The organism is Paraburkholderia sp. MM6662-R1 (assembly GCF_050436245.1).
Classification (GTDB): Bacteria; Pseudomonadota; Gammaproteobacteria; order Burkholderiales; family Burkholderiaceae; genus Paraburkholderia; species Paraburkholderia tuberum.
This window is the reverse complement of sequence record NZ_JBNDLV010000005.1, coordinates 96,547-112,705: the sequence shown is the minus strand read 5'-3', so window position 1 is coordinate 112,705 and position 16,159 is coordinate 96,547. Positions and strand designations below refer to the sequence as shown.

The following is a 16,159-nucleotide window of genomic DNA, read 5'->3' as shown; positions in this document are numbered from 1 at the left end:
TGTGAACTCTCGCCCCGAAACCCGCGCCCCGCAAGCATCCGCCGAAGTAATGGTGTGCGTTTTGCCCCCATTTTTCACGTGTGACCGGCAACCGGCGTTGCGCCAGATACTGGTCGAGCGCCCTACGCGCCAGCGCCGGGAGCGCCACCTTCCCAGTCTTGCCGCCCTTGCCGACAAGGTGCAGCCAGTGATCGCCATGCTCGTCGATGCGATGTCGCCGAGCGTTGTGCCAGTCAGACACTGGCTCTCAGGCCGGTCGTGCACCCGAAATCCAGCAGGAACCGAAGGCGTTGTGCGGCCGTCTCGCTCCGGCCGTAAGACCATTCGAGGCCATCTGCGATCGTGCGGAGCAGCAGCCATTCGCCTTCTGCAAAGCCGCGGTTGACATCGAGACCCGTCTTCATGCGCCCTCGCGCCTTGACACCCGCGAACGGATTGGCGAGGACGCAGCCTTGTTCGACCAGCCCAGCGAACCAGTGCCGCAAGTACGGTCAGCGCGTACGCGGCAGAGCGCGTCGATAATGGTCCGCTGAACGGTCGCCATTCCACGCTTTGTCGCGACCGCGCCGCGCCGACCCAGCGCTCGCGCGGTGTCGGCCGTCGCAGAAACGTCCGGTAGGTGATCGCGTCATCGGTGGTCAACGAGGACAGCGCGCAGCCCCCCTCGACGATCGCCCACAGAATCAGGCGTTCCGCCTCCTTACGGTAGGCGCGCTGTGTGGCTGTGGACTCGTGCAGGGAAAGCCCGCACGGCCTCGTAGTCGTTCGACGCCTTGAGCAAGCAGACGTGCCGTGGTGCGCGAAACTGTCCCTGCGAGCCGTCGACCTCGTGCGGCACGCGCAACTGTTCCCACGGCACGACCGGCCCGGAAGGTGCCGCCGCAACAAGCGCACAGATTGAAACTCCCGTGTCCTTTAAGGACACGCTTCGAGGCGCCATGGCACGCAGGCTATTAACGATCTCATCGTCACTCAGTGTCCTTTAAGGACACGCGCGCTCGCGGGGCATCGAATCCGGACTCCCACTTCGAGCATGCGCCGAGAGTGTCGTGCTGCCGTGTCCTTTAAGGACACGTTCCGACGGGGTGAAAAAAACCCCTCACGGTGAGGGGCTTCGACGGTCTGATGTGACTTCAGGCGTTCGGCCCGTCGCCGTACAACTCGGAAATCAACGCACGAATGCGCTCCTCCTGGGCGGGCGTAACTGCCGAGCTTTTTAACTTCACGGTGAAGTTCAACGCATCTTTGGTGATGCTGCCTGCCTGCGATTTCCCAGCGTAGACCTTGCGAATGTCACGCTGAGACGTGTGATTTGCCGATGAGGATTCCCTCCGGGCGACAGCAGCCGTCAGCGTCGGCGCGAATTTGGACTGGTCCAGACTTCCGGCCTTGAGTTGCTCCCACAGTTCTTTCGCAGTGGCGTCCGCCGCCGCGCCAAGCTTCTTTAGCACCGCCACCGTGTCACTTGCCGCATTGCCGCCGAACAACTCGGGAGCTTCTTCAATGTCGGCAATCATGTACGGAGGCAGCTGGCTGAACGACAAGAAGCGATAGAGAGTGCCACGGCCCAAACCCAGCGCCTCCGCCATGCGTTTGCGGTCCGGAAATTCGTTTTCTACACGTTGCATCGCCTTGCTGATTTCATAATCCGTCAGGTCTTCACGGCTGATGTTTTCGGTCAAGGCCATGACAGCCATTTCAGCGTCGGTGGCTTTCGTGATGATGACGTCAATCTCGCTCCAGGCAAGAATCTGATGCGCTCGCCACCGACGTTCACCCGCTATCAGCTCGAAGAACTCTTCGCCATTTTCCTCGGTCACGCGGCGCAACAGCACCGGCTGCATCAGCCCGACTTCCTTAATGCTCTCCGCGAGTTCCTGAAGCCTGGCTTCAACAAATCGCCTCCGCGGCTGCCAGGGGTTCGGGCGAATTCGAGCGACAGCGACCTTGCCAGCCGCCCCTTTAGCGGCCAGTTCCGCTTCTAGTTCGGCAATGCGGCGGTCGGCCTGGCTGAGCTTGTTTACCAGACCGATGCCTGTTTTGGGACGTGTATCCTCGGCCGTTTCCGTGACCTCTCTGTCCGCAGCAGGAGTCAGGTTTGCCGTGTTCGCCTTGAGACGGTCTCGCATATTCATTGTTCAGCTCCCAGCTTTGCAATGTAAAACTCATCCAGCCAACGGCAATACTCCTCCAGAGGGTCCTTAACGCGGGCAAGGGTCTTGTTACCGCCCTCCCATTTCGAAACGTCGAAGACGGTAGAAAGGCCGACGGCACCGGTGCTCATCACCGAGCTTGCCGGCACCTCTGTTTGACTCATCCAGGGGCCGTACGCAGCCTGAACCCAGCTTCGAACAATCGAAGCCGACGAAGTCGCGCTATTGTCGACTCGGGACAACAACACACTTACGAAATCGAACTTTTTGCTTCCATCGCCGCCGGCCCTGAACGTCGCCGTCATGTCGTTGAACAAACTCCAGAACGACACCGAGCTGATAAAGTCCAGGCTCTCTGGGACCAACGGCATTACCATGCTGTCAGCAGCCATCAGGCCGTTGATAGTCAAGAAGGAAAGCGACGGTGCGGTATCGAGAATGATGTAATCGTATTTGCTCCGTAGCGACCCCAAGCCATTTTGAAGGTAGCCCCAGAAGCGGAACGAGGCATCATTTTTCTTGATTTGCGCGGGAATGAAGAACTCGGCCGCATAGAGCGTGGGGTGTGCAGGAATAACGTCAATACCATCCCAGTACGTATGCTGGACCACATCCTCAAGCTGCACCTCATTCGGGTCGTAGATGTATGGAAGCACGGTGTCGTCTTCCCCGAGCATCTTTTCCGCGTACAGACCACACAGCTCCGTGAGCGACGCCTGAGGGTCGAGGTCTACCAGCAGCACCTTGCGCCCGCGCAAGCTCAGACCTTGTGCAAGACACATGGTCGTCGTTGTCTTGCAGCTGCCCCCCTTGAAATTGGATGTCACCAGAATCCGGCCCATTCCTTCGCCCTTTTCCAACAACGGCGATTTCGGGATGGGCGAGACCTGCTGAATCCATTTGCGCGTCTCGGCAAGCGTAAAGTTCCGAATCCGACCGTTGCTCTGCACTTCTCCCGGCGGCAGGTCGGCGCCTTCCCTGGTTGCCAGGTATTGAAGTTTTTGGCGGTCGATACCGCACATCTCAGCAACTTGAGTCGACGTAAACGTCGGGGGATGTTTCCGTGGATTCGGAGTGAGGATGTCCTTTCTCAGGTCTCGCGTTAACTCCTCGAGTTTCTTCGAAAGATCTTCGACCGATTCTAGCGTGACCGTTCTGTTGAGTTCGGGAAATTCACTCTTCACTAGCATATTCTTCGTTCCCCTCGAAATTTGCGTTGATGCGTAGAATAAGCGATGGATGGGAAAACTTCACCTATTACCTTAAGTTTTTGGTAAAAGCGACGCCCACAATCGCGCTCCACGGGCCTGGCGAGCGGTCGGAAATGGTCTCATGTGGGCGAAAGCGGCAAGCCGACCACGAGCCTATAAAGCGGCTTCTCGCCGCTCGGGGCAAAATACCGCGTGCGCGAACGGCTTTCGTATCTAGCTGGCACCTCCTCGCGGAGGGGAGGGCGCCGGATAGGACTACATCGTACTAAATCGCTGCGTGCGGAAAGGTCACCGTAGGAGCGAGCGCTAGATGGACGTTTTCATCGGAAGCAAAGTCACCGAAATTGTTCTGACCGTTAGCACAAGACGCAAGGTCACCAAAATTGTGGGACTTGCACTCGAGCAAAGTCACCAAAACTGTTGGATGCCTTCGACTTCTATGGCGACCGCGCCCTGAACGGGCGCGCATCCAGATACGCGGGCCCCGGACGATACAATTCTTACAATTAACCCTGTACAATGCGCTTGACATCAAAGGAAAATAGTACATGGCCCCCGGCAAAAGCATGCCTTTACGGGGTTACGGCCTTCAGTTCTACATTTTTGGTGACTTTGCCTCGCCTACGCCTTTGTCCGGCCCAACAATTCTGGCGACTTTGCACCGTCGCCCTGCGTTACCAAGGCGCACGACAGGGCCGGCTCGCCACATTTTTGGTGACTTTGCTGTCCAAGGAGAGGTGTTGCCTGAGCGCGAAGCCTCCGAGCTTACATTTCTGGTGACTTTGCTAGGTAGGGCGGGATCTCGGCGTCACAATTTTGGTGACCTTGCCGCTTGTGCTTACCGGGTGACGCCTCTTTTTTGAGCGTGGTGAGTCCCTTGGGGGCCGCCTTGAGCATCCTGAACAATTCTGGTGACCTTTCTCCGAAAAAATCCCACCAAACCCCGTCATTACAAGCTCTTGTGGCTGTCAGCACAATTTCGGTGACCTTCGCCACAATTCCGGTGACCTTCTCTTACGGCTGCGCCGCGCACGATACAAATCTGGTGACCTTCCTGCCACGAGTTATGACCTTGACGAACAATTCAGGTAACCACGCGCCCCTGGAATGTGACCTTTCCGAGCTAACTTCTTGATTTTTAAGATCACGCATTTTCCTTGGTTAGTATGTTTGGTTTCTTTAAAAACACGAACTACCAAACCCAAACACCAACCTGGGCGGGAAGCGTCATCGGCTCCGACCGGAGTATCGGCACAGTCGCAGTTGCGGCAAACCGCCCCGAAAGCAGAAATCGAAAGGTCACCAAAATTGTGCTGATGTACCTAACCCCGGGCCGGACCCGAATAGTTGAGGCCCGTGGCCGAACAACGGTACCACCAAGGCAAAGTCACCGGAATTGTTTTGACATATCGACCTTACTAGGTCACTCTCCCGCCCAGGACAAATGGAGAGGGTATGGAGAGCGCGGCACATCAACTCGCGCTGGCCTTGTTCGAAGACTACACGGCCAGAAGCGAAAGCGTTATTACGGCGCCCCATGACTTGGGTTTCCGACGGAGCAACGCTTTCGTCAAAATCGTGGACCTGAGTCTGGCCGCCCGTCGCCTTGTGGATGTCGCGTACTTCCTTGTTGCTGACGACCCTGAGATTCGTAAGGAATACCGGGTCGACTTTGGCCTCTTCAAATGGCTGATGTGCACGACGAGCGAGAACCGTCGGCACCTGACCAAACTCATTCGGGAAGCCCAGAAGGCCGCAATCGAATTGAACGAAATCGACGTTGCGGACCCGACCAGGGAACGGTGGGGTTCGGTTCCGTTGATGGGCCCGGCTTTCGTCGACGACGGCGAGTTCACCTTCGAGTTGGCTGAGCGCCTTCAGCGCGCCATCAAGAATCCAAGCGCCTCGCACTTTCTGAGCTTGCGCTACGTTTTCAAGTCGATTCACTCCAAAGTCCTTTTCGACCGCATGCAACCCTACATGGCTGACGGTGTCACTCCGTGGTTCGAGGTCACAGCCATGCGAGCCTTGATGGGCTGCGAAACAAAGACCTACGACCTCTTCAAACACTTCCGCAGCAAAGTGCTTGAGGTCGCCATGAGCGAGATTTTGGAGGTCACCGGGATTCGTATCGACATGCTCACGCAGAACGTTCCCGGGTCAAAACGCATCGGCCAGCTGCGCTTCCGGCTTCAGGGGGCGCACCCCTCAGATGAGCAGAAAACAGCACTCATCGTCCTCAAGTCCCTGTACGACACGCTACGCACGGAATTCGCACTCAACAAGACGGAATTCAACGAAATCATCGCGAACAGGTCGACCTACACGGACGACCGTATCAACCAGGCTATCGAGTACACGCGCCATGCCGCTGCTCGAGGCAGGGTGAAGCTCCGCGCCGGAGGCTATTTCATGAAGGCGCTGCGCGAAGATTACCTGCTGGGCACCATCGACAAGGACATTCATCAGCAGGCACTCGCGCTTGAATCAACCCAGCAGGGCATCCAGCAAGAGGCCGATAGCCGCGACGCTCAATTGTCGGCTGCGGACGCCGACAAGAAGCAGAAGGAAGTGGCGCTTGGCTGGGAGCACTACAACACGCTCTCGCACGAGGAACAGACGAGCATGGCCGCCGCTTTCACTAGCAGCCCGAGCGCGCGACTCATCGCGAACGTAATCAAGGTAGAGCCGCAGTCGCTGCTCTCCTATCTGACCGACCCCAAGGTGCACAGCACGTTCGGCTCCTTCGTTGCGAGCAAGGTGCTGAATAAAGCCAAGGCCAGGCGAGCCACAACCGCAGCAGTCGTCGACGAAGCATAGGCGGGCAGGGTACTCGGCTCCGCCGGAGCGCTGGTGCGCGGACGGCACCTAGCCACCCACTTTGTAGACCTGCTCTCGGAGGTGTCAGGAATTTTGTGTGCTGAGGTCGGTTAAAAATCTCAGCTGACGGCGGCGGTGAATCGCTCGCCGAACAGGACAGCTTCAACCCGGCGCACGTCCGGCTATTCAAAAGGCGGACACCTGAAGCTCGCTCATGCGCCGATCAACTACCTGCGCAAGCTGCTGCAGACGCCCACCGACTTCCGTCACCGGCGGCTGGCCCGTCAGACCGCGGTGGCTGCGAGCCGCGACGCGCAGCGTCACGCCCAGCAGGTGCAGGAGGAGCTTGCGCGTTGCGCCGGCCGCACGTCCTTCGACCCTGCCGGCACCTCGCAAGATCGTCCTCTCGACCGACGTGTCGATGATGACGCTGCACGAGGCCCATGAGGCGCAGCCGCGGGTCGCGGCCGGGGCATAGGCAGGCGGATTCATCGATGCGCTTCGTCGCGGGCGAATCGTGCCGGCGACAGCCGGGCTCGACGAGCAGTTCGCCGCCCGACGTCGTATGCAGCAGCCGCCACGCACGCCGGCTCCCACGGCGTCGCAGCCGCGAGTCCTGACCGCAGCGATCGGCGAACGGCTGCAGGAACTCAGGCGGCTAACGCGCGCGGTAGCCCGAACCGGTGGGGCGGCGTTTGCGTGACGGGCCGCCGTCGATCCCGGTCGGCGCGCGGGCAGAGGGGCACGAGGCACCTGAACCGCCGCGTTCACGGCGTCACCGAGCGGCGCGGCGAAAAGGCCGCGACATCCCATCCGGCATAGCGGCACCGTCCGACTGTCGGGGGTATCGCGGCGTCGGACCAGCGGTCATGACGGGGCAGGGGACACGCCGTGTCCCGTCCTTCCGGACCGGTTGAGTCCCGTACGGCACGTTTTCCCGCTGCATCGGGCACGCGGGGCTGCACCGCGACCGGGCGGCGACACTCCGGGCGTACGCGCGCGAGGTTGAGCGCTTCGTCCTGCAGGCCGTGATCGTGCGCGGGGTTGCGGTCTCGTACGGGTGGCCGCCGGCGGCCGTCCACCGGTCGTCGGGGTGGAGGGTGCGAGTACGCGTCAGCGGCAGCGACGCTGCCCGGCAATTTTCCGTACACCTTTACAGACCCGGCAATTTTCCGTACACTGGCGACTCGGAGGTAGATGGCTATGACAACCACCAGATTTGAAGCCCGAATTGAGTCGGACCTGCATGCGGCGATCAGACGAGCCGCGGAGATCCAGGGACGCACGATGACCGATTTCGTTGTATCGGCCGCCCGCGAAGCCGCGCAACGGGCGATCGCGGACGCCGAGGTGATTCGCTTGTCGCTCGCGGATTCGCAGCGCTTTGCCGACGCGATTCTGTCGCCGCCTCAGCCGGTCAACGCGCTCCAACGTGCGATCGCCAGCCACGACCAGTTGCTGCGTAACAAGTGAGCGCTGGGCAGCTGGTTGTCGCCGCGCTTGATTCCACTCACGATCGGTCCCGGTTCGAGTGTGGGTTCACCGCGCTTGACCGCTATGTCCGCGAACTGGTCACCCAGGATGTCCGGCGACGGGTCGCGGCATGCTTCGTCATGCTCGACGGTGACGTTGTCGCCGGCTACTACACGCTTTCCGCGGCCAGTGTGGCGCTCGCGGAACTGCCACACGATGTGGCTCGCAAGCTGCCGCGGTATCCGTCGATCCCCGCGGTTCGCATGGGTCGATTGGCGGTCGATCTAAAATATCGGGGCAGGGGGTTGGGTGCGGCGCTACTCGTCAATGCGTTGCAGCGAGCGGCGAGATCGGAGATTCCAGCGGTTGCCTTGACAGTTGACGCGAAGGACGAAACGGCTGCTGAATTCTACCGGCATTTCGGATTCGTTCAGCTGGCGAACGATCCGCTGGCGTTGTTTTTGCCGTTAGCTGCCGTCAAGTAGGTGCGAACAGGTGGGGACGGCACTTCGGGGGCAACCCGGGGGATCCATCGACATGGCAGACCGACGTGTTCGGGGAGGATCGTAGCGTCGACGAGAGGCCCGGGGGCCCCTGCTGACGGCATTTGCGACTCCGCACTACGTTTCGTGGCGTGCGCTACCTGATGCCGTGGCCCAGGCGGGACCCTCCTCGAGGATGCGGTCCAGCGCGTCCTGCGTGCCGGGATGGTCGCGCGCTGCCCGTCGACACAAAGGACGGGACGGGCAGGGTTTCTATCCGCATCACGGGCTTCATTATCTTTGCTGATGCGCCGCCGATGCTGTTCCACACGGCGTCGACCGCACGAGCCGCTGCCAGCCGGGACTGAACGGCAGCGGGAAACTCATTGGAGGTCAACCGGTGCACCGCCGGGCACCCACCGGGGCGATGGCGGCGCCCGGTCAACAACGCGTAGCATTCTGTAACGGGCGCGGGGATGCACCCTCACTCAGGCTTCTTGCGGGTTCGCGTCGCAGTCGGTGACCCGGCGGATCGCGGCTGGACGGTCCCCAGCAACTCTGCGCGCACGGCATCGGCCGCGGAGCGCGCATCCTTCAGATCCGCCCGCACACTCGCCAGTTCGGCATCCTTCTCCTGTTCATGACGCCTCGCTTCGCCGAGCGTGCGCTCCATCGACTGCCGCGCCTCAAGCGACGCTTCGAGCTTTGCGACGGCTACGGCGGCGGACTGTTCTGCGTTCACCCGAGCCACACGCTCGCTGTCGAGCTCACGACGTGCGTCATGGAGATCCTTTTCAAGTCGTGGCATTGCCTCCAGCCGAAGCAACGCTTTCGCCAGGTCGGTGCGCGCCGATTCCGCGGCCCTGCGCTCGGCAGCCGCCTCCTGGCGCGAAGCGTCACGTTCTGCCTCCACCTGGCCGAGACGCCCCGATAGCTCGGCCCTTTCCGCGTGCACCTTCTCAAGTGACGCAGTCAGGTTCTCGACGATCAGACCTTGTCGCTCGGATTCGATAATGAGGTCAGCGTTGGCCTGGTTCGCGATGTCCAGTTCCGTGCGCAACTCGATCCTGCTCCGGTCGACCTCGGCAGCGACGAAATCAAGCAGGCCCCGCTGCAGCGCCTGCGGCAGGGCGGCGGGCGGCTCGGCAGGCTTGACCTGCGCGTCCTGCCAGGCCTGAAAAAACCTGAGCACCGTCGCCATCGATCCGGTGCCGAGGCGTTCGCGTATGGCGCGTGCCGTGGGCCGACCGCCGGCTCCACGGATGCTCTCCGCGGCTTTGCTGACCTGGTCCTGGGTGATGTTGGGTTCGCGAGCCATAACATATCAATTAAGTGTAACGTTATGTTATGATATGTTATTTTGCGTAAAAACACAAACCTCGGTCGCGCGGGTTTCGCAAAAAGCTGCAGGGTGGCGGGCGCCGACGAGTTCGCCTGGCACGCCGGGCCCGTGCGTAGCCAAAGTCGAGCAGGAAGCCCAATCGCTGTGCGGCCGGCGCCGACCAGCCGTACGACCAACTCGAGATCGTCCGCGATGGTCCGCAGCAGCCGCCGCTCGTCTTCTGTGAAGCCCGCGTGTCGTGTCGAGTTCTGGCGCTGCGCCGGCCACCGCGTACCTTGACGCCCGCAAACGGGTTGGCCAGCACGTAGCGCTGCTCGATGAGCCCAGCGAAACAGGCGCCCCGAGGACCGTCAGTGTGTAAGCGGTCGAGCGCGCCGAGAGGCCGCCCGTCACGCTCCGGTTTCAGTTTGAATTTGTAGCCGCTCAAGACGCTGATCGCCCTGCTGCTCGATGGCTCACCGCTCCCCGCTGCGTATCGCGATCATCCGCTCAGGGGCGAGTGGGGCAGTTTCCGCGACGCCCATATCGAGCCGGACTGGCTGCTGATCTACAAGACTGATGGCACGACGCTTCGCCTCGAGCAAACGGGCACGCACGCCGATCGGTTCGACGAGTAGGAGATGATGTGGACCACGGACCGGATCCCGCTGTCCCCACCCACGCTGTCGTGCTGTCCGCGCTACGGCAGGTCCGGCTGCGGCAGGTGACCCGTCCGAGGCGTACGCGACTGCTCGACGCGCTGCACGGGCTCGGGCTGATTGACTGGATCCGGCAGCCATTGCGGGCTTCGCACCATTTGCTGTCCGCGCGCGCAAAAGCCCACCTCGTGCCGGATGAAATTGCACAACTGAGCGACGCCGGCCGTGCGGCGCTCGAACGGCTGACAGCGCTCGCAGAAACGGTGGACTGGCCCGGTCTCGCCAGACAGCCCCTACGACCACGGCCGGCAGGACCGGTATCGCGATGCGCCGACCAACTGAACAGCTGGCGCCCGCCGCCGCGCAGCGACACGCGGACCGACTTCGCCGCGCTGCGCGTCTGCGTGCAGCGCGTGCCGCCCCTCACGATCCCGCGGCTGTACTTCGATCCGGAGGCGCCGCCCGCGGCGTCATCCGAGGCGATCGAGCGCTACCTGAAGCCGATGCGCGCTGACCTGGTGCGGCTCGCGCTGCTGCACGGCTCATCGGTGCTCGCCGACCATCTCGAGCAGTCGATCCGTCGGCACGGCAGCGCGAAGCTCACCGCGGTCGGACTGCGCATGGTCGAACAGGCGTCGAAACCCGCTGCGGCGACTCCGGCCGCGGCGCATGCCGTTGGCCTGAAGTCAGGCCGCTCATTGCGCAGCGCCTCGCAGGCGAGGGCATCGCCTCGCCTCGCGAGCTCGTCGCGACCTTCAACCACCGCGGCGGCAGCTGGTGGCGATCGGTGCCACCCATCGGTCTGTTGCGTGCGCGCCCGATCGTCGCGTGGCTGCCCTGAGCGATGCTGACTGGCCGGGCGAGCGCAGCTGGATCTCATGCCAGGTCCGTCCAGCTGGTTATCACCTTGAGCTTTTCCTGAGCCTCAGCAATCCGCTGCTTCAATTGCGCCGAAATGTTGTGGGTCTTGCCCAGCATGGTTACGGCATGCTCGGCCTGCCGGATGCGAATCAGGGCATCGCGGCATTCGCCGATACTGGCAACCGAAGCCGGGACTTTCCCGCTCCAGACGCTGTCGATCTGTCGTTCGGCCAGCTCGATACTTTCCAGAAGTAGCCCGTTCTGTCCCGGCGCTGCCCGGTCAGCATCGACCGCCTTCTGATCGACGGCCGCGTTTTCCCCTCGCCAGATCCGCTCAAGGCCTGCCACATCGCAAAGTAATGCCCAGCTGGGGTACGGAATTGGTGCTTCGCCACCCGTGTAACGTCGGATGCCGCGACCCGTGGCCCCTTTCATGCCGAGGAGCCGCGCTGCAGCGGTGCCCGTCAGTCCTGCGCGTCTGAGCACTTCACGCACTTCCTCACCCGTCGGTTGAGCCCACAGGTCATCAGCGGGGCGCAGGCACTCGGGCCGAATAGGTATCTGTGTTTTGTCGGTCACATTAAGTTCTCTCTTGCTGCAGATGCGCGTAAAGCGCATGACGCCGTTATATCGAGCCCCCACGGCTTCGCCGCGGGGGATTCACGCGCCCTCCGGTCGCTTGACGACCCCGAGCCGATGGTCTGCCCGCGCCCGAGCCGGATCGTCACACCGCGATCCGCGGCGCGCCGGCGCGCTCCCCACGCGTTCCGCGCGGGTCCCCGGGCGCCTCGATCCGGGCGCGCGGCGCGCGCGACGCACCCGTGATTATCCAATGTCTGGCTTGCAGGAGGGAGGGTCGGCCGGAGCGCGGCGCATTGGCCAGCACCCGGAGATGCCGACGGCGGCCCGAGAACGCCGCCTGACGTCACAGCGGTAACTCCTGTGGATACAACGCCACCCGGAGCGCGTCCCACTGATCATCGTTGAGCTTCGCCGCTTCGACGGTGTCGCGATGCTCGAAGATCATCAGGCCGTACAGGTCAGCCAGCGGACGGGCCTTCGCGCAGAGTGCGCCATTCTCGCCGGGAACCTGCCGGGCGCACCAGTAGTTGATCGCCTGCTCGATCTCGGCGATTGAAAATTCGGATTTGTTCATGTAATTCTCGCAGGCCCGCGCAACCCTCGCGCGGGCGTTGATTGTCAGTCGGCGCTATTGCAGTTGGCCCCGGTGTTCGATGGCCATCGCGACCGGCGCGGAAGGCGGCACGCGATCGAAGTCAGCCAGGGCAGAGCGGGCGATCGCACGCAACTCCTCGCGATGCATGTCGATTGCGTGGCCGTCACGGTCCAGCATGTCGGCGATGCGCCTGAGCGCATCAGCGGAGTGTGCCGCCGCGTCAGCCGACAGGGCCATGCGGTACAGTTCGCCGCGAACCTGGCTTCTGTCGCCGTACTGCCAGATGGCCAGCAGCGGCAGCAACGTGGCCAGCCATGTCGGGCGGGTGTTGAGCGTGTCCATATGGTGTCCTCAATATCAGAAGACGCCCTGACCCGCAGGCCAGGGCGAGCCGGTTAGCCGCGCAGGCGGCGCAGTTCGTCAGCAAGGACCCACAGGGCACGGTTCAGGCGGATATTCTGGTCAATGCCCGTCACGGGGCGCGTAGTGGTCGCGCGGCCAGCAGCATTGCGACCCTGCAACCCGCCACGTGTCATGTTTTCCTGCACGCGGTTGAAGGTTTTCCAGAGATCGGACCCACGGTCCTCGATTCGACGCGGCGCGAGAAGCTGCGCTTCGGTGACCGGCGCGGGCTTGTCATCGTCATAGCGCAAGGCAAGCGCCGCGCGTGCAAAGGCGTGCTGTTCGCCCTCATCAAGGACCGCCCCAGCCATGCGTTCGCGCTGCTCTGTCTGTTCCTCGAAGCCGTCAAGCACCTTGAATGCGCCTTCAATCACCTGGCCGACTACGTCCCCCTTGTGCGGCACGCGGATATCGTTCAATGCATTGCCGCATACGATCCCGTTCTGGCAGACAAAGCGGATCATGCCGGAAACCATCTGAAATTTCGACTGGCCGTTGTGGCTGTTAAGGAGGATGACTTCGTTCGCCTCACGACCCTGGATCTGGTCAGCATGTCTCAGGCGCAGCAGATGTTTCGTGTAGTCCCGCATCCCATCATCCCGCACGCGCGTCTGGCAGACCATGAAGGGTTGAAACCCTTCCTTGCGCAACGCGTCGAGTACATCAACGGTCGGAATGTAGCTGTAGCGCGCCGAGCGGCTTTCATGCGGAGCGTCGGCCAGGATGGAAGGGGCAACCCCCGCGATTTCATCATTCGACAGCGGATGATCGGAGCGCAGGGCGACGGCGTTGCGGCTGAAACGGCTGGCAAGCATGTTCATTTGCTGTTCCTCAATCAGGGGAGCAGCCCCGACCCGCAGGCCGGGGCAGTGAGTGGTCGATGCGTCAGTCGATAGCGCGGAGGATGTTGGCGGCTTCCACGTGTTGCGCGGCGAACTCGCGCAACTGGTGATAGCGCTCGATGATGGTGTCGTCGCGCGTCTTTTCCGCGAGATGGCAGAGGGCGTACAGCGTGACGGTAATGCCGAAGGCTTCCGCGCCCATCATGTCGCTGTACCCGTTCATGTGCCAGCGAACATGCACACGGCCCAGGTTCGACGGCGCCATAAAGAAGCCGTCATTGGACAGCGTAAAGAAGTTCCAGTAGCCGCCCTCATAGCTGCGGTCCAGACGCGCGGCCCAGTCGTACACCAGCGACTCACCTTCCATATAGTGGCGCCCCAGGTAGCGAGGCAGAACGTTCAGGCGCAGTTCTTCGGGAACGACAGCAGACGAGATGCGGGCTTGTGTATCAGTGGTCATCGGAAAATCTCCCGGTTCTGTGTCCCAGCCGGATTGCTTGGACAACGATTCAATAATAGGACACAAAGACCTACACCGCAAGAACAAAGCTCAAATAAATGCCTAATAATCGCCTTGCATGATGGGACATAAAGTCCTACAATGGTTGTGTTGTCCAGGCAATCCGGCTGGGACACATAACCGGAGGAAACTCTGATGCAGACCGTCACTGAACAGAAGGTTGAACGCACAACGATTGAATATGTGGCCTATTCGCGGCTGATCCTCTCGCCGCTGAATGTGCGCAAGAAAGCGCCGACCGGCATCGAGGCGCTGGCCGGGACGCTCGCAGAGAAAGGCATCCTGCAAAACCTGGTGGGACACGAGATGAAGGGTCGCAGAAAACAGCCAAAGCTCGGTGTGTGCGCCGGTCAGCGACGGCTTGCCGCGCTCGATCTGCTGTTTTCGCAGGGCCGCATTACGAAGGACTACCAGGTGCCAGTGCTGATCGTCAGCGAAGGCGAAGCGGTGGCGGCTTCGCTGATCGAAAACCGCGAGCGCGAGGACATGTGCCTCGCCGACGAGGCGTTGGCGTTCCGGCTGCTTGCGGAGGAGGGAAAAAGTACGGGGCACATTGCCTCGTTATTCAAGGTGTCAGAAATGGTGGTGCGTCGTGCCCTGAAAATCGCGAATCTCGCGCCGGCACTGCTGGACCTGATGCGCGACGACGCCCTCGACTACGAGCAGGCGAAAGTGCTGGCCCTTGCCGACGATCACGCGACGCAGGAGCGCGTCTGGAACGACGCCCTTAACGCATGGCAACGCCGTCCGTCCGAACTGCGCGCGGCGATCACGCAGACCGAACTCGACGCGCGCGACAATGCGCTCGCAAAATTCGTCGGGCTGGACGCCTATGAGGCCGCTGGCGGCTATGTGAGGCGGGATCTGTTCAGCGACGACCAGAACGCCGGATACATCGCGGACCCGGACCTGCTGCACCGGCTCGCCACCGACCGACTGATCGAGCTATCCCGGGCAATCTCCGAGGAAGGATGGCAATTTGTGGAGACCCGCACGCGTGGCGACGTGATGGAGATGATGCGTTATGGCCGTCTGGCATCGACCACGCGCACGCCGACGAAACAGGAAAAGACCGAGCTTGCGGCGCTCGTCGCGGCGCGGGACGCGGCACAGGCTGAACTCGACGCGTACTACGACGAGGACGGCGAGGAAGACGAGGCCCGGTATGAGCGTCTGGACGCAGCGGTGACCGCAGCGGCCCACGCGGTCGACCGGTACGGCGAGCGCTTTGAATCCTTCGGCCCGGACGACATGAAAAGGGCGGGCGCGTTCGTCTACCTTGACGAGGACGGCCAGGTGAACATCGAGCGCGGGCTGATCCGGCGCGACGATGCGCCGCCTGCGCCAGGCGATGGCGCGCGTGCTGTCAACGCGACGGCAGGCCGGAGCCAGCCTCCGAAGGACAAGCCGCTGCACGGCGAGAAGCTGTGCAGACGGCTCACCGCGCACCGCACCGCCGCCGTTCAGGCGGAACTCATCAGGCAGCCGAACGCGGCGCTCGCCGTGCTGATGGTCCGCCTGATCCCGGTCGTGTTCGATGAGGTCTACGAGCGGCAGTATTCCGATCACGCAGTCCGGATCGACGTGCACACGTCGCGTGACGCGCTGGTGTCGAATGCCGACGACATGGCCGCGAGCGTCGCGTGGAAAGCGCTCGAAGGCGAGCGCGCGAAATGGGCGCGGATGCTGCCGAAGCGTACCGACCAGTTGCTCGCCTGGCTGCTGGAACAGGACGCGGACGTGACGTCCAACCTGTTTGCGTTCTGCGTGGCGGCGACGCTCGACGGCATCAGCGGGGCCGACCGCGCGCACCCGATCAATGAACTGGCGAACGTGCTGAATGTCGATCTGGCGACTTACTGGCAGCCCACGCAGGCGAGCTACTTCGAGCACGTGTCGAAGGCGCGCATCGAGGAAGTGGTGCGCGAAGCGGTGTCGCCCGAGGCCGCAGCGGACCTGCGGGGCATGAAGAAGGACGCGGCAGCGGCAGCCGCCGGGCTTCGCCTGTCGGAGTCGGGCTGGTTGCCGGAAGTGCTGCGCAACCGGGAGGTGCCGGAGCACCGCATCCATGGTTACAACGACGAGGAAGCGGACGAAGGGGGCGGCGACACCGGCGACGAGGCCGATGCCGACGTGACGGGTGAGGCGACGGAGGATGAAGCCGAGCCCATCTGAGCGGCCGGTCAGATGACGTGACGCGAAGCCGTCGGGGCGAAAGCCCTGGCGGCTTTTTTGTGA

Annotated in this window: 16 protein-coding genes and 2 pseudogenes; 7 read left to right on the top strand and 11 right to left on the bottom strand. The window is 62.3% G+C overall.

Going from position 1 to position 16,159, the window contains the following annotated elements; all coding sequences use genetic code 11:
- Nucleotides 1-67: 67 nt before the first annotated feature.
- The 3 genes and pseudogenes from OKW39_RS43400 to OKW39_RS43390 all read right to left on the bottom strand — a co-directional run.
- A pseudogene (locus OKW39_RS43400) lies at nucleotides 68-874 on the bottom strand (tyrosine-type recombinase/integrase); the annotation flags it as partial.
- Nucleotides 875-1,133: 259 nt separating this feature from the next.
- Nucleotides 1,134-2,135: a ParB/RepB/Spo0J family partition protein gene (locus OKW39_RS43395; RefSeq protein WP_429565603.1), complete on the bottom strand. Its 1,002-nt coding sequence runs from the start codon at nucleotides 2,133-2,135 to the stop codon at nucleotides 1,134-1,136.
- The gene (locus OKW39_RS43390; RefSeq protein WP_429565602.1) at nucleotides 2,132-3,343 is read right to left on the bottom strand and encodes a ParA family protein; all 1,212 of its coding nucleotides are present in this window, start codon (nucleotides 3,341-3,343) and stop codon (nucleotides 2,132-2,134) included. Before OKW39_RS43390 ends, OKW39_RS43395 begins: the two co-directional genes overlap by 4 nt.
- 910 nt (nucleotides 3,344-4,253) lie before the next feature.
- Between OKW39_RS43390 and OKW39_RS43385 the strand changes: the two genes are divergently transcribed.
- A complete protein-coding gene (locus OKW39_RS43385) occupies nucleotides 4,254-4,499 on the top strand; it encodes a hypothetical protein (protein WP_429565601.1) in 246 nt (81 codons plus the stop codon).
- A gap of 320 nt (nucleotides 4,500-4,819) precedes the next feature.
- Complete coding sequence (locus OKW39_RS43380; RefSeq protein WP_429565600.1) at nucleotides 4,820-6,184, top strand: replication initiation protein; 1,365 nt, start codon at nucleotides 4,820-4,822, stop codon at nucleotides 6,182-6,184.
- A 186-nt stretch (nucleotides 6,185-6,370) separates the two neighbouring features.
- On the opposite strand, the gene OKW39_RS43375 is transcribed toward OKW39_RS43380, so the two are convergent.
- A complete protein-coding gene (locus OKW39_RS43375) occupies nucleotides 6,371-6,676 on the bottom strand; it encodes a hypothetical protein (RefSeq protein WP_429565599.1) in 306 nt (101 codons plus the stop codon).
- 711 nt (nucleotides 6,677-7,387) lie between these two features.
- Here OKW39_RS43375 and OKW39_RS43370 point away from each other — a divergent pair.
- Complete coding sequence (locus OKW39_RS43370; RefSeq protein ID WP_116150182.1) at nucleotides 7,388-7,657, top strand: DUF1778 domain-containing protein; 270 nt, start codon at nucleotides 7,388-7,390, stop codon at nucleotides 7,655-7,657.
- Complete coding sequence (locus tag OKW39_RS43365) at nucleotides 7,654-8,142, top strand: GNAT family N-acetyltransferase (protein ID WP_116150184.1); 489 nt, start codon at nucleotides 7,654-7,656, stop codon at nucleotides 8,140-8,142. The genes OKW39_RS43370 and OKW39_RS43365 overlap by 4 nt, the downstream gene beginning before the upstream one ends.
- Before the next feature lie 481 nt (nucleotides 8,143-8,623).
- On the opposite strand, the gene OKW39_RS43360 is transcribed toward OKW39_RS43365, so the two are convergent.
- Both OKW39_RS43360 and OKW39_RS43355 read right to left on the bottom strand, forming a co-directional pair.
- The gene (locus tag OKW39_RS43360; RefSeq protein ID WP_429565598.1) at nucleotides 8,624-9,457 is read right to left on the bottom strand and encodes a DNA-binding protein; all 834 of its coding nucleotides are present in this window, start codon (nucleotides 9,455-9,457) and stop codon (nucleotides 8,624-8,626) included.
- A gap of 118 nt (nucleotides 9,458-9,575) precedes the next feature.
- Nucleotides 9,576-9,880, bottom strand: a pseudogene (locus tag OKW39_RS43355) (integrase); the annotation flags it as partial.
- Nucleotides 9,881-9,912: 32 nt separating this feature from the next.
- Here OKW39_RS43355 and OKW39_RS43350 point away from each other — a divergent pair.
- Both OKW39_RS43350 and OKW39_RS43345 read left to right on the top strand, forming a co-directional pair.
- On the top strand, nucleotides 9,913-10,098 hold the full coding sequence (locus OKW39_RS43350; protein ID WP_429565638.1) for a type II toxin-antitoxin system YafQ family toxin: 186 nt from the start codon (nucleotides 9,913-9,915) through the stop codon (nucleotides 10,096-10,098).
- Between the two features lie 8 nt (nucleotides 10,099-10,106).
- Entirely contained in the window at nucleotides 10,107-10,970 is an 864-nt protein-coding gene (locus OKW39_RS43345) for a hypothetical protein (protein ID WP_429565597.1), read from the top strand.
- Between the two features lie 25 nt (nucleotides 10,971-10,995).
- Here OKW39_RS43345 and OKW39_RS43340 read toward each other — a convergent pair whose 3' ends face one another.
- The 5 genes from OKW39_RS43340 to OKW39_RS43320 all read right to left on the bottom strand — a co-directional run bounded on the left by OKW39_RS43340 (nucleotide 10,996) and on the right by OKW39_RS43320 (nucleotide 13,861).
- A complete protein-coding gene (locus tag OKW39_RS43340) occupies nucleotides 10,996-11,598 on the bottom strand; it encodes a hypothetical protein (RefSeq protein ID WP_429565596.1) in 603 nt (200 codons plus the stop codon).
- Between the two features lie 307 nt (nucleotides 11,599-11,905).
- Entirely contained in the window at nucleotides 11,906-12,136 is a 231-nt protein-coding gene (locus tag OKW39_RS43335; protein WP_429565595.1) for a DUF3717 domain-containing protein, read from the bottom strand.
- 54 nt (nucleotides 12,137-12,190) lie between these two features.
- Entirely contained in the window at nucleotides 12,191-12,499 is a 309-nt protein-coding gene (locus tag OKW39_RS43330) for a hypothetical protein (protein WP_429565594.1), read from the bottom strand.
- Between the two features lie 53 nt (nucleotides 12,500-12,552).
- Complete coding sequence (locus tag OKW39_RS43325; RefSeq protein ID WP_429565593.1) at nucleotides 12,553-13,380, bottom strand: DUF932 domain-containing protein; 828 nt, start codon at nucleotides 13,378-13,380, stop codon at nucleotides 12,553-12,555.
- Between the two features lie 64 nt (nucleotides 13,381-13,444).
- Nucleotides 13,445-13,861, bottom strand: a complete 417-nt coding sequence (locus tag OKW39_RS43320; protein ID WP_116150198.1) for an antirestriction protein — start codon at nucleotides 13,859-13,861, stop codon at nucleotides 13,445-13,447.
- Nucleotides 13,862-14,056: 195 nt separating this feature from the next.
- Between OKW39_RS43320 and OKW39_RS43315 the strand changes: the two genes are divergently transcribed.
- Complete coding sequence (locus tag OKW39_RS43315; protein WP_429565592.1) at nucleotides 14,057-16,096, top strand: ParB/RepB/Spo0J family partition protein; 2,040 nt, start codon at nucleotides 14,057-14,059, stop codon at nucleotides 16,094-16,096.
- The last annotated feature ends 63 nt before the right edge of the window (nucleotides 16,097-16,159 follow it).